The following is a 13,892-nucleotide window of genomic DNA, read 5'->3' as shown; positions in this document are numbered from 1 at the left end:
GTCCTCCTCCATCCTACTCGGCAGCCGTGAGACGAATCACTTCATCATAGCCGGCTTCCGAAACTGGTTCATTGCCAAGCAGTTGTGTCGTAACTGCCACGGCCGTTTCCTGGCTGCGCAGCGAAATCGCCAGCTGCAGCGCCTTCTCGCGCTGCTCCGCTTCGTACGCGATCAGCACGCGGCGCGGCTGTTCCACGCCGTCTTTCCCCGTAACCTCCAGAATCCGGTTCGTCTTCAAAGCAAACCCCGTTGCCGGAGCCGGACGCCCGAACTGGCTCAGCAAATTATCGTACCGGCCGCCGCTGCAGACCGGGAAGCCCAGCTCTGCGGCATAGCCTTCGAACGTCATGCCGGTATAGTAAGAGAAGTCGCCGATCATCGTCAAATCGATCACGACATGCTCGCTCACCCCGTACGCTTTCAACACGTCGTACACTTCGCACAAATGCCGGATCGCGTCCTGCGCGATCGGATGCTGTGTCACCATGCGAGCTTGCTCGCAAATCTCATCGCCGCCGCGCAGCCGCAGTACACCGATCAGCTCGCGTTCCACGTCCGCCGACAGCTTCAAGCCCTTGATCGCTTCGCGGTAACCGACATAGTCGCGGCTCAGCAAATGCTCCTTGAGCGCCTGCTGCGCATCGGCGAACCCTTCCAGCGTTTCTTGGAACAGTCCGTTCAAGAAACCGACATGGCCGAGCGCGATTTTGAACGTGCTTACGCCTGCGGCTTGCAGTGAAGCAATCGCGAGCGCCACAACCTCCGCATCCGCTTCCGAGGATGCGTCGCCGATCAGCTCAACACCGGTCTGGAAAAACTCCGAATCCCGGCCAGCCTCTTCCTCAATCGAACGGAATACGTTCGAATGGTAAGATAAGCGAAGAGGGAACGCACGTTCCTTCAATAACGAAGAAGCGACGCGCGCAATCGGCGCCGTCAGCTCCGAGCGGAGCACGAGCGTTTTGCCGTGGCGATCGAGCAGCTTGAACAGCTTTTTGTCCTCCGTCGAGCTGGCAACGCCCACCGTATCGTAGTACTCCAGTGTCGGCGTTATGATCTGGTTGTATCCCCAACGCTCCATGCAAGCGAGCACGCGGAACTCAATATTTCTTAGCTTTGCAACGGCTTCGGGCAAATAATCCTTCGAGCCTAGCGGCTTTTCAAACACTTTTGGCTTTGACATCGGTTCACCTCAAAAAATAGGTTCTATTGAATCGCACTTCTTATTGCCACACTTTAGTGCGTTAATGTGCTACCATACTACCAAAATAAAGAATGTACGGTTATTCTAACATGTTATGTAGGGGGCGTCAATCATCTGCGGCATGTCCTGTCATTTTACCAAAATTCGCTTTAGGAATGACATACCCGTTCATCAATATTTATCATTTTGTCGGCAATCCGACATTTTAACCTTTAGTCTTGTGATAATATATAAATAACACATCGGAATACTCGGCATTAAACTGATACGATACACAGCATGAAGAGGGGATTGCTATGGACCAATGGAATGAGCTTGCTGATCTTCACGAGAGAGATGCTTCCAAGCAGATGATGGAGGCGGCTTTTCGAAGACACGGGGTGATCCAGTCTTTTAAGAAAAATGAGTTTGTGTTCCAAGAGAACGACGCCCCCCGCGGCGCTTACTTTGTGGATTCGGGATTAATCAAAATCTCTCAGTCCTCTGAGGAGGGGCAAGGCATTACTTTATTTCTTCGGTATGAGGGAGAAATTTTCGGCAATGCGGAAACGTTGATCAATATTCCCCGGAAACGCTACGCCAAATGTCTCGTTGACAGCCAAATCATCACACTCGACAAGCGGAAATTTCTCGAATTGGCCAAGTCGGATGCTGAATTTTCGCATTCCTTAGCTGTTTTAAGCGCTCATAGACTGCTGCAAACGCAGAAAATGGTGGAAACGCTCATCTGCCGGCCAGTCTCTTGGCGCCTTGCCTGGTTCCTTCTGCAGTTGGGTAAGCCGGTGGAGGCGAGAGTCGACATTCTAGTGCCGCTTAGCCACGAGGAAATCTCTTACGTCATTGGCTGCAGCAGGCAGACCGTTACCGAGACGCTTAACAAATGGCGGGAACGGGGGCTCATTGATTATGCCAAGAAGAGAATCGTTATTCTTCATCCCCAACGTTTCTTTTCAGACATTTAGACCGAAACCAGCCAGGAGGGTGGAACATGATTACGATCAACCACGTAAATAAAACATTTTCTCAGCGAAAAGGCGTATCCTACTCGGCCCTGGACAACGTTTCCCTTACGATTGGCCAAGGGGAATTCGTCTCCATCGTAGGGCCTTCCGGCTGCGGGAAGTCAACGCTCCTGAACTTGATCGCCGGCTTTGACAAAGCGACTGCCGGCACGATTGCCGTCAATGGACGGGAAGTGAGCGCGCCAGGGTCTGACCGCATTGTTGTGTTTCAGGAACATGGCCTTTTCCCATGGCTTACCGTGCTCGATAATGTGGCCTTCGGATTAAAGCAAAAGGGCGTATCGAAGAAAGAGCGCCATGCACTTGCCCTAGAGCAAATCAAATCGGTTCATCTAACCAAATTTGCAGGTCACTACCCCTTTGAGCTGTCCGGGGGCATGAAGCAGCGTGTCGCCATTGCCAGGGCGCTGGTTATGGAGCCTGAGATTTTATTGATGGATGAGCCCTTTGCCGCATTGGATGAGCAAACGCGTTTGATCCTCCACAAAGACCTGGAAGACATTTGGCTGAGAACCGGCAAAACCATCCTGTTTATTACGCACAACATTCGCGAGGCTGTTCTGTTATCCGATCGGGTCATCGTCATGGCGACACAGCCGGGACGGATCAAAAGGGAGTTTACGGTACAGGCAGCACGGCCTCATCAAAGCAGCGATCCTCTCCTTCATGCGCTGGAAGACCGCATTATGGAAGCACTGTCCGATGAGCTCGAAAAAGTTGTCAGAGAGGAGCTCGGCCATGAATACCGCCTTAAGACGAACCCTATTTCTGGTTCTGCTGCTGATCATCTGGGAAGTGGGATTTAGGGTTTTCCACTGGGGGTGGAAGTTCCCCTCTCCACTGCAAACCTTCCAAGCCTTCTATGACGGCTTTACAGAGGGGCATCTCCTGGCCGCCATTGCCGCCAGTCTTCGCCGGTTGCTGCTTTCGTTCGTCATCTCCGTCGGTCTAGGAACGATATTAGGCTATTTGTTCGCACGCTTTCGGTACATTGACGAGACGTTTGGCTTTCTGGTGGTCGCCTTGCAGACCGTCCCCAGCATCGCCTGGCTCCCTTTCGCGATCATCTGGTTCGGGCTGAATGACACCTCTGTTGTCTTTATCACCGCAATCGGCGCAACCTGGACGATGTCCTTAGCCACGCGGACAGGTGTCATGAACATCTCGCAGATTCATCTCCGAGCTGCACAAATGCTGGGCACAGGCAGCGGATACCGTCTCTTCTTTCAAGTGCAGCTGCCGGCCGCTTTTCCGCATTGGATCACCGGGATACGAGTTGCCTGGGCCTTTGCCTGGCGGGCGCTTGTCGCCGGTGAACTGATCGCCAAAGGAGTCGGGCTGGGACAAATGCTGCAAGATGGGCGAGGACTTGGCGATACGGCGTCGATCCTCTGTGTCGTGATTATCATCGCTGTCATCGGCACGCTGTCAGACCATTTTTGTTTCAAAAAGCTGGAGGACAACAGTGTGCTCCGCTTTCAATCTAAATAAAACGGCTGCCCCTTCTTTACGGGAGACTGTGCATGCCAAAAGGCGGGATTATTTTGAAAAAAATGAATGGGATTTTGCTGCTCGTATTATCGGCAGTCTTGCTGTTGTCGGCTTGCGGACAGAGCAAAGAAGCAGCTTCAAGCGCAGGTAGTACAACAGTGAGAATTGGACTTTTGAAAAATGTTACGCACGCCCCAGCTTTTATCGCGCTCCAAAACAACTATTTTCAGCAGCAATTCGGCTCAAATACGAAAATTGAGGTCACCGCTTTTGACAACGGAGCGGACTTCGCCACAGCCATCGCCACGAACCAGATCGACCTTGGGTACGTCGGGCCCGGCCCGGTCATCAATCAATATTTGAAAAGCAAAAATATCAAGCTTATCGCCGGAGCCAATAATGGCGGCGCTGTGTTAGTTGTACGGAAAGATGCGGGCATCCAGTCGGTGAAGGATCTTGTTGGCAAAACAGTGGCCGTGGCCGCCAAGGGAGGCACTCCCGATCTATCGCTTCGCTTGCTGCTCCAACAACAAGGCCTCAAAGTATCCATGGATACCTCCGGTGTTCAAATCGTGACACGCGCTCCAGCAGATACTTTGGTCGCAATGCGCCAGAAAGAAATTGATGCCACTCTCATTGCCGAACCTTGGGGAACCCAAATCATCCAGGAGGGCTCTGGTACGATTCTCGTCGATTGGAACAAAATTCCCCCCAAAGACGGAAACTACCCGTTAACCGTTCTTGTCGCCAGTGATGCTTTCCTTAAAGAACATCGCGATTTAGCCAAAAAGGCTGTCCAGGCGAACAAACAAAGTATTGCGTTCATCCAGCAAAACCCGGAAAAAGCCTATCCGTTGATTAGCGATGAATTGAAGCAGCTTACCGGCAAAGGCATGGAGCCTGCGCTCATTAAAGCCGCCCTTGATCATTTGAAACTGACCGAGGACATTACGTTGGAGGACATTAAGGAGCAAGCGAAGGCTTCCTTCGACGCCGGATATTTGAAAGTGAAAGAAGACGAGCTGGATTTCAGCTCATTCCTCGATCTGACTCTTTTAAATGAAGTAAAAAAAGAAAAATAAGCGTAATCGCTTAGGAGGTCATCCCTTTGTTTATACAACCGCAAGAAAACTTATTGCCCGATTTCCACGAGCATATCAAAGTTGTGATCCTTGGCACAGGTACACCAAGAGCTTTTTACGGCAGAGCGAAAGCCGGCGTTGCTGTCCTTGCAGGGGACAAAGCCTTGTTATTCGATTGCGGAGGCGCAACGGTCGATCAGTTGATTAAGGCTGGCATCATGCCGCAGCGCATTTCCGATGTCTTCTTCACCCATCATCACAGCGATCATAACTCCGGCTTCTTCGACGTATTTATTACGAGCTGGCGGACGCATGTGACGGCGGATCACGTATTTGAGGGTCGGAAAGGTCCTATGAACGTATATGGACCTACGACGACGAAACAGATTATCGGTAAAATGAGGGAAGCCTTCGACTTCGATGTGAATCTGCGCGTCAGCTATAACCGTTCTGCTGAAAGAGGTGCCGACATCCAGTACTTTGAAAGCAATGAAGGCGTTGTTTATGATCATGGCGGCATTAGAGTCACAGCCTTCGAAGTGGATCATAAGCCTGTGGATCCCGCTATTGCTTATAAAATTGAGTACAACAACAAATCCGTTGTCATCTCGGGGGATACGATTCCTGTTGCGAATATGGTCAACTACAGCCGAGGCGCTGATCTGCTGGTACATGAATCTTACAACAAGGCATGGCTAGACGCGCTTATCGCCAAATTCCCTGAACAGACCGTAGGTCTGTCCAACCCGGCAAAGTACCATTCCACGACGCTGGAAGTTGCAGAAATCGCTCGTGCCGCAGGGGTAGGCCATTTGGTGCTTACCCATCATATCCCCGCACCCGCGGCGATTGATGAGGCTGAGGCCGCTTATATCGCAGGCATGCAGGACATCTACACGGGACGAATTACGATGGCGCGAGATTTAATGGCGTTTGATCTTTCATAAAATGATAAAAAAAGCCGCTGCGTATTAGCTCGCAGCGGCCTTTTCTATTTCCCCTCACGAATGGTTTGCAGCGGATTCCCCGCCACGAAGCTGTTCGGCGGCACGTCCTTATGGACGACCGAGCCCGCCCCAATCACCGCGTTGTCGCCAATCGTCACACCCGGCAGAATCGTCGAGTTTGCGCCAACCATCACATTGGAGCCAATCCGTACATCGCCCAGCCGGTACTCTTTGGTCAAATACTCATGCGCCAGAATGGTCGTATTGTAGCCGATAATCGTATTCGTCCCAATATAGATCCGCTCCGGGAAGAACACATCGACCATCACCATCAAGGCAAAAGCCGTGTGCTCTCCGACCTTCATGCCCAGCACATGGCGATAAATCCAGTTCTTAACCGGCAATGACGGGCAATAGCGCGTAAACTGGATGAAAATGAAATTTCGAACCGCCTTCCACTTGCTGACCGTGCGGTAAATCTGCCATAAAGCATTCGGTCCATCGACCGGGTAGCGCTCGGTTTGTCTCAATCCGCCTTCACTTCCGCCGCAAGCCCTGCAATCGGAAGCAGCTCGTTCATGTCGTCGATCAAGTAATCAGGCGCGTATTTCTCGAGATACGAGCGCCCTTTCCACGACCACGAGACACCGACTGCCGTGACTCCCGCATTTTTAGCGGCTTCAATATCATAGTGGCTGTCGCCGACCATCATGGTCGTTTCCCGCGCGGCGCCCAGCGTCTTCATCGCGGCAAGAATGCCCTCCGGGCTCGGTTTCGGCTCTTTCACATCCTCGACCGTCACAATCGTGCTCACAAAACTGTCCAAGCCGCACAGCTTCAGTCCCATCAGGGTCGTTTGTCTGATTTTGCTTGTAACGATACCTATCTTGATCCCACTCGCATGAAGCTTGCCCATCACTTCGCGAACATGCGGAAATTCCCTCACCAACTCATCATGCTTCGATAGGTTGAATGTCCGGTATTTGGTGATCAGCTCCTCGACTTCCTCGCGGCCGGAAAACATCTGCATTTGCTCCACGAGCGGACGCCCCATGTTAGGAATGATGATCTCACGGGTTATCGGTTCCGGGGTCTGGCCTTCCAGGCTGTGCAAAAAGGATTGAACAATCAACTCATTTGTATCAACAATCGTGCCATCCAAATCAAACAGTACGGTTTGAATCATAGTTTACTCCTTCGTGTGCCTCTGTCTCTTCTTTCTCTACGTTGTTACGCTCAACCGCCTTGGTTGATACAATCGGGTCCGAATAGCGAACATCCGCGTACCCTTTCTTCCGTCGTACAATAATGGTAATGACCATCCCGACCACAATCAGGAGCGCAAGCAGCTGCGAAAAGCGCACATTCCCGCCATACGTCATGACCCCCGGTTCGAAGACCAGCTTCATCGGCGACCACAGTGCATTCACGAATGAGGCGAGCCAGCTCGGTCCTGTGAAATCGAGACTATCGGTCCGAATGCCTTCAATAAAGAACCGCCCAATGGAATACCAGATAAAGTATGTAAAGAACATTTCCCCCGCCCGCATGAACGGTCTGCGACGAAGCCAGATTAAGAACAGGACGCCGATAAAGCTCCACACCGACTCATATAAAAAGGCTGGGTGATAAAACGTGCCTTCAATATTCATTTGGTTCACGATAAAATTCGGCAAGTGCAGAGTATTTCTTAAAAAGGATTCCTCTACCGGCCCACCGTGTGCTTCCTGGTTCATAAAATTGCCCCACCGGCCGATCGCTTGACCAATCAACAGGCCCGGCGCCAATATATCCGCAATGCGCAGGAAGTTATACCCTTTGGCTCGCATGTAAAACCATGTTCCGATAATCGCTCCGATGAGCGCCCCGTATATCGCGATCCCGCCATGCCAGATCATGAAAACTTCCCATAAGTTATCCTTATAGTCGCTCCATTGAAACGCTACATAATATATACGCGCCCCGATAATCGCCGAAGGCACACCCACTAGCAGCAAATCCATGAAAAAATCAGGAACGATCTTGAATCGTTTACCTTCACGAATCGCCAGCATCAAGCCCACCAGCGCCGCTGTTCCTAGTATGATCCCGTACCACCGAACGTGAATCGGCCCTAACGAAAAAGCTACACTTTCTAACATAGTTTCACTCCTTTACTGAACTTTGCTTTACCTCAATCGAAATCCTCATACTCATCATTTAACGATTCCGTCAACTTATTCGTAAACTGCAGCGCCGCGTTATAGCCCATGCGCTTCAATCGGTAGTTCATCGCGGCCACTTCCACGATAACGGCCAAGTTTCGGCCCGGTCTGACCGGAATGGTGACAAGCGGAAGATCCGTATCAATAATTTTGGTCAATTCCTCGTCCAGTCCAAGACGGTCGTATTGTTTCTCTTGCTGCCAGTTCTCCAGCTTGACGACGACAGAAATCTTCTTTACTTGGCGAATCGCCCCGGCTCCGAACAACGTCATCACATTAATAATACCGACGCCGCGGATTTCAAGCAAATATCGAATCAGCTCCGGTGCGTTGCCTGTGAGCACCTTATCGCCGTTCTGCCGGATTTCGACGGCATCGTCCGCAACCAGACGGTGACCGCGCTTCACCAGCTCCAGTGCCGTTTCGCTCTTCCCGATGCCGCTGCTGCCTGTAATCAGCATGCCAATGCCGTACACATCCACAAGCACCCCATGGATCGTTGTGCTGGGCGCCAGCTTATTCTCCAAGTACCCTGTCAACCGACTCGCAAAAATCGTCGTTGAAATTTGCGTCCGCAGAACAGGCATATCCCGTTTCGTCGCTTCCTCCAGCAATTCAACCGGCACGTCCAAGCCCCTTGTAACAATAATACAAGGCGTTTCCTCGGGGGCGCACAACTGCTCCACGCGATTTCTACGCACACCCACCGTAAGCATTTCCATAAACGTAATTTCTGTCTTCCCCAGCATTTGTATCCGCTCTCGTGGATGATAGTTGAAATATCCCGCCATCTCTAGACCCGGCCGATACAAATCACCGGTTGTAATCGCACGTTTGAGTCCTGCTTCGCCCGCGAGAACCTCCATATGTAACTGTTCCACCATGTCAGAAACCTTCAGTTTTTTGGCCATGTCCGATCTCCTTCGAGTTTGCTTATGTCCATCCTATAGTGCGTTCTTACTTTTCCAATAGTTTCATCGTAATAGAATCGTCAGCCGAAAGCAACTCATTCGCTCCACTTTCCGACATGCACAGAAAAGGCCAGCCGTTGCCGGCTGACCTTTTCTCTTTATTTTGAAAAATTAGTTGCTCAGGATGGACAATGTGGATTCTTTGTCGAAGAAATGAACTTTGTTCATATCGAGCGCCAATTTTACGTTTGTGCCTTCTTTGATACCGGAACGACCGTCAACACGCGCAATTACTGTGTTAGCGCCGATCCCGTTCAGGTACAAGTACATTTCGTGACCCAAGTTCTCAGTCAATTCAACGTTTACGTTGAATACTGTGTTCGGGGAAGCTTCCAGGAATACTGGCTCTTCGTGGATATCCTCTGGACGAACACCCAGAATCACTTCTTTGCCAGTATAACCTTTATCTTTCAATACTTGCGCTTTACCAGCTGGAACTTCAACGTTGACGGAACCGGCTTTGAAGAACAATCCGCCGTTTTCGTTCGTCAATGTACCGTTCATGAAGTTCATGGATGGGGATCCGATGAAGCCTGCAACGAACATGTTCACTGGGAAGTTGTAAATTTCTTCTGGTGTAGCTGCTTGTTGAATGATACCTTTATCCATAACGACGATACGGTCGCCCATTGTCATCGCTTCTGTTTGGTCATGCGTTACGTAGATTGTTGTAACACCAAGACGTTTTGTCAATTTTGTGATTTCCGCGCGCATTTGTACACGAAGTTTCGCATCCAAGTTGGAAAGCGGCTCATCCATCAAGAAGACTTGCGGCTCACGCACGATCGCACGGCCCAAGGCAACACGTTGACGTTGACCACCGGAAAGTGCTTTTGGTTTACGGTCAAGCAAGTGTACGATATCAAGAATTTTTGCTGCTTCACGAACGCGAGCGTCGATGTCAGCTTTTTTGAATTTACGAAGTTTCAAACCGAACGCCATGTTTTGATAAACGGTCATATGCGGATAAAGGGCATAGGATTGGAATACCATCGCGATGTCGCGGTCTTTAGGAGCTACGTCGTTTACAAGGCGGTCACCGATGTAAAGTTCACCTTCAGTAATTTCTTCCAAGCCTGCGATCATACGAAGAGTTGTGGACTTTCCGCAACCGGAAGCACCAACCAATACGACGAACTCTTTGTCTGCAATGTCAAGGTGGAAGTCCTTAACTGTAGATTCTTCTGCACCAGAGTATTTCTTCACGATATGGTTTAAACGTACGCCTGCCATGATTTCATTCCCCCTACGGTTTATCGTTCACACATTCATTTATCAATGTTATATACACATCTTACCCCAGGATGGGCGGACTGACTATGCACAATCCCTACAAAAAAATCACTTTCTTTTCGTTACTTTGTACAATAGCAGTGCCAGACGCACCAAAACCGCATGATTGAACGTCCGGACATCAAGTCCCGTCTCGTTTTTGAACTTATCCAACCGATACAGGAGCGTATTGCGATGAATATACAATTTCTTCGCCGTCTCACTGACATTACAGTCGAGGGCAAAAAACTGTTCAAGCGTCGTCACCGTCTCCGCATCCAGCGCATGATCGGTGCCGCGGAGCACCTGCTCCAGGAATTCCGATTTCTCCTCCTCGTCGATCAGGTGCATCAGCTTCTCCAGACGAAGTTCCCATCTTAAATGGATGAAATTCCCCACATGGAAGGAGCGCCCCAGCATAATCGTCTCCCGCAGCTTCACAATCGTCGCGAGCAGCGACTTTGCCGGCTTCACTGGAAAATCAATCGCAAGGTGGCATTCGCCCACCCATTCGTTTGCCAGCATTTCGTAGAGGCCGGCACCTAACGCCTCCAGCGTGGTCTCCACGCTTTCCTCTTCGTCGCCCTCCCGTTCCTCGCTTCCACTTGTCAGCAGCGCTTCAGGGGCCAGAATCAGCCACTCCTTCTCCAGCAGCGGGATTAGGATAATCTCCGCCTCAAAGAACGATTCCAGCAGACGCTTAAGCTCCGTATAAGACACCCGCTGATTCTGCGGATAGTCGCCGTATAACAGCAAAGGAATCTTATTGGTGTACAGCGAAGATTGCGAGGCCAGTACATCAGGCACTTCCGCATGACTCGTCCCACGTTCCAACTGCAGCAGCAGCCAGTCTCTCAACTGTTGCGACTTGCGCTCGTCTTCCGACAGATACGAGCCTCTCTGTTTTTTTTCCAGCGACTGTTTGGATTCAATGGCCAGCTCCACCAGCTTGCGCTCCGACTCCGTAAGCCTGCTGCCTTCCATTTGCATGACACGAATGTCGTTAGGCTCTTTCGATACATAAAAAAGAAGTTCCGTTCCGCGCACTGCGCTTCTGCATGGGTCCTCGGGATTGCCCTCGTCTGCCACCAGCTGCTGCCAATCCGATACCGGTATCGACGTAAGGTGAACCTGCAGCTGTAAAACCGCTTCCAATCTTTCTCTGACTTGCTCCCAACTCATCCGTCTCCACTCCTTGCTGTCGCTTTCTCTCTCTACCTTCTATTGTAGCATATGTTTGCCCCTACTTGATAATCGAAAGGCCCTTCTGCATTACCTGCAAAAGGGCCCTTGACCGCTTACTTCAAAATTCTGCGAGCCGTCACATAGTGATCCGCCCACCATTCTTTATTGATTGACGTGAACTTCACGCCTCCTTCACCGTACGTATGAATCATCATACCGTCGCCGACGTAAATGCCCACATGCCCAATTTTGCTGCCCGATTCTTTCGTTGTAAAAAAGACCAGATCGCCGACTTCCAGATTGCTTTTGCTGACATACTTGCCTTCTTTCGCCTGATCGCGGGAAACCCGCGGCAATGTGTAGCCGTAGGCTGCAAACACCGTTTTTACAAAGGAAGAGCAGTCCATCGTCTTCGTCTGACCATACGCTGCGCCAAACTCATAAGGAACGCCGAGATACTTTTGAGCCGTCAGAATCAGTTGAGCCTTCAAGCGATCATCCTTGGATAAAATGCTTCTCCCGCCAATAAAGCTCCCTTTCAGCTCGCTGACATTCCGGGTGATGACTTCGTCTTTGCTCTGGGAAGACATGACCATTTTACCCGAACCTACATATATCCCAGCAAACGTCGGCGTAGAGCCGCTGCCAAAGAACAAGACATCACCCACCTGGGCGCCCTCGATCTTCGTAATTTTCGTTTTGTTCAAAGCAAACTGTTCTTTGAGCGTGCGAGGCACTTTATAATTGAGAGTATTGAAGACATAATAAATAAGTCCGGAAGAATCAAAACCGCCTGTTGGGGTTTCCGCACCTTTCGTGTAATCGACACCGATCATTTTTTTTGCGAGCGATACCGCGTCCATGTCATCATTAGCGGCAAAGGCCGAAACAGCCGTCGTTGCCGATAACGCAATCGTCATCGCCATCGTTACGCCAAGTGTACGTCGTGCAAGCTTCTTCATCATGATTTTTCCTCCAGTGCTAACAATGTTGTTCCTCTACCAATCTTCCCTCTCACAAGTAATAGGTTACCATGGTAATAAAAACTCTTTCATTCCTAAAATATTTCCTAACCCTCATGACATTGGCAGCCATGCCAATTGTTTCAGCTGCGTAAACGTTAAAATATTGGCACGTATGGTAAAATAATTAGAACACATCCTATTCTAAAGGAGGCGCCTCCCTTGGCCATTGCAGAAATCACCATCATTCCAATAGGCACTCAAAGCACCAGCCTGAGCACTTATGTCGCCGATCTTCACAAAGAACTGGAGCGTCATACCGACATTGCCTTTCAAATGACACCGATGAGCACCATCCTCGAGGGACCGTTAGACCGCTTGTTGGACGTTATTCGTGCGGTGCATGAAGTACCGTTCACGAACGGTGCACAACGTGTCTCCACCTCTATCAAAATCGACGATCGCCGCGATAAGCCGGCATCTATGCAGCAAAAAATGGACTCCGTAGCTCGTAAACTAACTTGATCCCTGATTCCTGTAACAACAAAAAAGCATCCCAACGCGGGATGCTTTCGTTATATATATCGAATTGATAAAATAAAAAAAGACCTTCAGGTCTTTGACGTCCTACTTATGAAAAGTGAGCCATGTAGGACTCGAACCTACGACACCCTGATTAAAAGTCAGGTGCTCTACCAACTGAGCTAATGGCTCATAGTAAGGATGGAGGCTGATGGATTCGAACCACCGAACTCGGAGAGAGCAGATTTACAGTCTGCCGTGTTTAGCCACTTCACTAAGCCTCCAGATTAAGGATTTCTATCAAAGATAAAATATCCTATAAAATGGCTCGGGACGGAATCGAACCGCCGACACGAGGATTTTCAGTCCTCTGCTCTACCGACTGAGCTACCGAGCCATATGTATGTCATTAGTATGTCCAATGTTTTGAAAGAAATGAATGGCGGAGCCGACGGGATTCGAACCCGCGGTCTCCTGCGTGACAGGCAGGCATGTTAGGCCTCTACACCACGGCTCCACAATACATCACATTCAAACCATTAAAAATGGTGCCGTCGAGAGGACTTGAACCCCCAACCTACTGATTACAAGTCAGTTGCTCTACCAGTTGAGCTACAACGGCGTATTAAGGTGGTTGTCCACTTATGAGAAAGTGGTGGAGGCTGACGGGATCGAACCGCCGACCCTCTGCTTGTAAGGCAGATGCTCTCCCAGCTGAGCTAAGCCTCCATGATATAATATTATTGGTAGCGGCGGAGGGGCTCGAACCCCCGACCTTACGGGTATGAACCGTACGCTCTAGCCAGCTGAGCTACGCCGCCATAAAACAAGTATATAAGTTGGAACTGGCGGAGAGAGAGGGATTCGAACCCTCGCACCACTTACGCAGTCTAACCCCTTAGCAGAGGGTCCCCTTATAGCCACTTGGGTATCTCTCCAAGCTATATACTTTAGGAATATTGTTCCCTAAAAACTAGATACGAAACGTTGTTCAAACTTTAGGTTTGTTGTTATTTGGTTAAGCCCTCGA

At 50.2% G+C, this 13,892-nt stretch carries 14 protein-coding genes and 8 tRNA genes; 6 read left to right on the top strand and 16 right to left on the bottom strand.

Features of this window, described 5'->3' with window-relative positions; genetic code table 11:
• Positions 1-13: 13 nt before the first annotated feature.
• Complete coding sequence (locus tag EJQ19_RS24350) at positions 14-1,183, bottom strand: ATP phosphoribosyltransferase regulatory subunit (protein WP_126143844.1); 1,170 nt, start codon at positions 1,181-1,183, stop codon at positions 14-16.
• Positions 1,184-1,500: 317 nt separating this feature from the next.
• Between EJQ19_RS24350 and EJQ19_RS24345 the strand changes: the two genes are divergently transcribed.
• From EJQ19_RS24345 to EJQ19_RS24325, 5 genes are read left to right on the top strand one after another with little or no spacing between them, the layout of a single operon-like run.
• On the top strand, positions 1,501-2,166 hold the full coding sequence (locus tag EJQ19_RS24345) for a Crp/Fnr family transcriptional regulator (protein WP_126143843.1): 666 nt from the start codon (positions 1,501-1,503) through the stop codon (positions 2,164-2,166).
• Positions 2,167-2,192: 26 nt separating this feature from the next.
• Positions 2,193-3,032 carry an ABC transporter ATP-binding protein gene (locus tag EJQ19_RS24340; protein ID WP_126143842.1) on the top strand — a complete coding sequence of 280 codons (840 nt, stop codon included), beginning with the start codon at positions 2,193-2,195 and terminating at the stop codon, positions 3,030-3,032.
• On the top strand, positions 2,965-3,717 hold the full coding sequence (locus tag EJQ19_RS24335) for an ABC transporter permease (protein ID WP_126143841.1): 753 nt from the start codon (positions 2,965-2,967) through the stop codon (positions 3,715-3,717). Before EJQ19_RS24340 ends, EJQ19_RS24335 begins: the two co-directional genes overlap by 68 nt.
• A 32-nt stretch (positions 3,718-3,749) precedes the next feature.
• Positions 3,750-4,799: an ABC transporter substrate-binding protein gene (locus tag EJQ19_RS24330; protein WP_241243071.1), complete on the top strand. Its 1,050-nt coding sequence runs from the start codon at positions 3,750-3,752 to the stop codon at positions 4,797-4,799.
• A gap of 26 nt (positions 4,800-4,825) precedes the next feature.
• A complete protein-coding gene (locus tag EJQ19_RS24325) occupies positions 4,826-5,746 on the top strand; it encodes an MBL fold metallo-hydrolase (protein WP_241243070.1) in 921 nt (306 codons plus the stop codon).
• A 44-nt stretch (positions 5,747-5,790) separates the two neighbouring features.
• Here EJQ19_RS24325 and EJQ19_RS24320 read toward each other — a convergent pair whose 3' ends face one another.
• The 7 genes from EJQ19_RS24320 to EJQ19_RS32665 form a co-directional block, all read right to left on the bottom strand.
• Positions 5,791-6,276: an acyltransferase gene (locus tag EJQ19_RS24320; RefSeq protein ID WP_126143839.1), complete on the bottom strand. Its 486-nt coding sequence runs from the start codon at positions 6,274-6,276 to the stop codon at positions 5,791-5,793.
• Entirely contained in the window at positions 6,273-6,932 is a 660-nt protein-coding gene (gene ppaX, locus EJQ19_RS24315; protein ID WP_126143838.1) for a pyrophosphatase PpaX, read from the bottom strand. The genes EJQ19_RS24320 and ppaX overlap by 4 nt, the downstream gene beginning before the upstream one ends.
• Complete coding sequence (lgt, locus tag EJQ19_RS24310; RefSeq protein WP_126143837.1) at positions 6,910-7,887, bottom strand: prolipoprotein diacylglyceryl transferase; 978 nt, start codon at positions 7,885-7,887, stop codon at positions 6,910-6,912. Before lgt ends, ppaX begins: the two co-directional genes overlap by 23 nt.
• Positions 7,888-7,919: 32 nt before the next feature.
• Complete coding sequence (gene hprK, locus EJQ19_RS24305; protein WP_126143836.1) at positions 7,920-8,861, bottom strand: HPr(Ser) kinase/phosphatase; 942 nt, start codon at positions 8,859-8,861, stop codon at positions 7,920-7,922.
• 171 nt (positions 8,862-9,032) lie between these two features.
• Positions 9,033-10,154, bottom strand: a complete 1,122-nt coding sequence (locus EJQ19_RS24300) for an ABC transporter ATP-binding protein (protein ID WP_126143835.1) — start codon at positions 10,152-10,154, stop codon at positions 9,033-9,035.
• A 108-nt stretch (positions 10,155-10,262) separates the two neighbouring features.
• A complete protein-coding gene (locus tag EJQ19_RS24295; protein ID WP_126143834.1) occupies positions 10,263-11,375 on the bottom strand; it encodes a PucR family transcriptional regulator in 1,113 nt (370 codons plus the stop codon).
• Positions 11,376-11,491: 116 nt separating this feature from the next.
• Positions 11,492-12,343: an NlpC/P60 family protein gene (locus EJQ19_RS32665; RefSeq protein WP_126143833.1), complete on the bottom strand. Its 852-nt coding sequence runs from the start codon at positions 12,341-12,343 to the stop codon at positions 11,492-11,494.
• A 219-nt stretch (positions 12,344-12,562) separates the two neighbouring features.
• On the opposite strand from EJQ19_RS32665, the gene EJQ19_RS24285 reads away from it, so the two are divergent.
• A complete protein-coding gene (locus EJQ19_RS24285) occupies positions 12,563-12,865 on the top strand; it encodes an MTH1187 family thiamine-binding protein (protein WP_126143832.1) in 303 nt (100 codons plus the stop codon).
• A 116-nt stretch (positions 12,866-12,981) separates the two neighbouring features.
• On the opposite strand, the gene EJQ19_RS24280 is transcribed toward EJQ19_RS24285, so the two are convergent.
• The 8 genes from EJQ19_RS24280 to EJQ19_RS24245 all read right to left on the bottom strand — a co-directional run bounded on the left by EJQ19_RS24280 (position 12,982) and on the right by EJQ19_RS24245 (position 13,800).
• A tRNA-Lys gene (locus EJQ19_RS24280) sits at positions 12,982-13,054 on the bottom strand.
• A gap of 10 nt (positions 13,055-13,064) precedes the next feature.
• A tRNA-Tyr gene (locus EJQ19_RS24275) sits at positions 13,065-13,146 on the bottom strand.
• Between the two features lie 40 nt (positions 13,147-13,186).
• Positions 13,187-13,259: transfer RNA gene (locus EJQ19_RS24270), tRNA-Phe, on the bottom strand.
• A gap of 43 nt (positions 13,260-13,302) precedes the next feature.
• Positions 13,303-13,379 (bottom strand) — tRNA-Asp (locus EJQ19_RS24265).
• 29 nt (positions 13,380-13,408) lie between these two features.
• Positions 13,409-13,484, bottom strand: a tRNA-Thr gene (locus EJQ19_RS24260).
• A 31-nt stretch (positions 13,485-13,515) separates the two neighbouring features.
• A tRNA-Val gene (locus EJQ19_RS24255) sits at positions 13,516-13,591 on the bottom strand.
• 15 nt (positions 13,592-13,606) lie between these two features.
• Positions 13,607-13,683, bottom strand: a tRNA-Met gene (locus tag EJQ19_RS24250).
• 25 nt (positions 13,684-13,708) lie between these two features.
• Positions 13,709-13,800 (bottom strand) — tRNA-Ser (locus EJQ19_RS24245).
• Positions 13,801-13,892 lie beyond the last annotated feature (92 nt).

Origin of the sequence: Paenibacillus whitsoniae (assembly GCF_003955665.1) — a bacterium.
Classification (GTDB): Bacteria; Bacillota; Bacilli; order Paenibacillales; family NBRC-103111; genus Paenibacillus_E; species Paenibacillus_E whitsoniae.
This window is presented reverse-complemented; position numbering and strand designations above follow the sequence as displayed.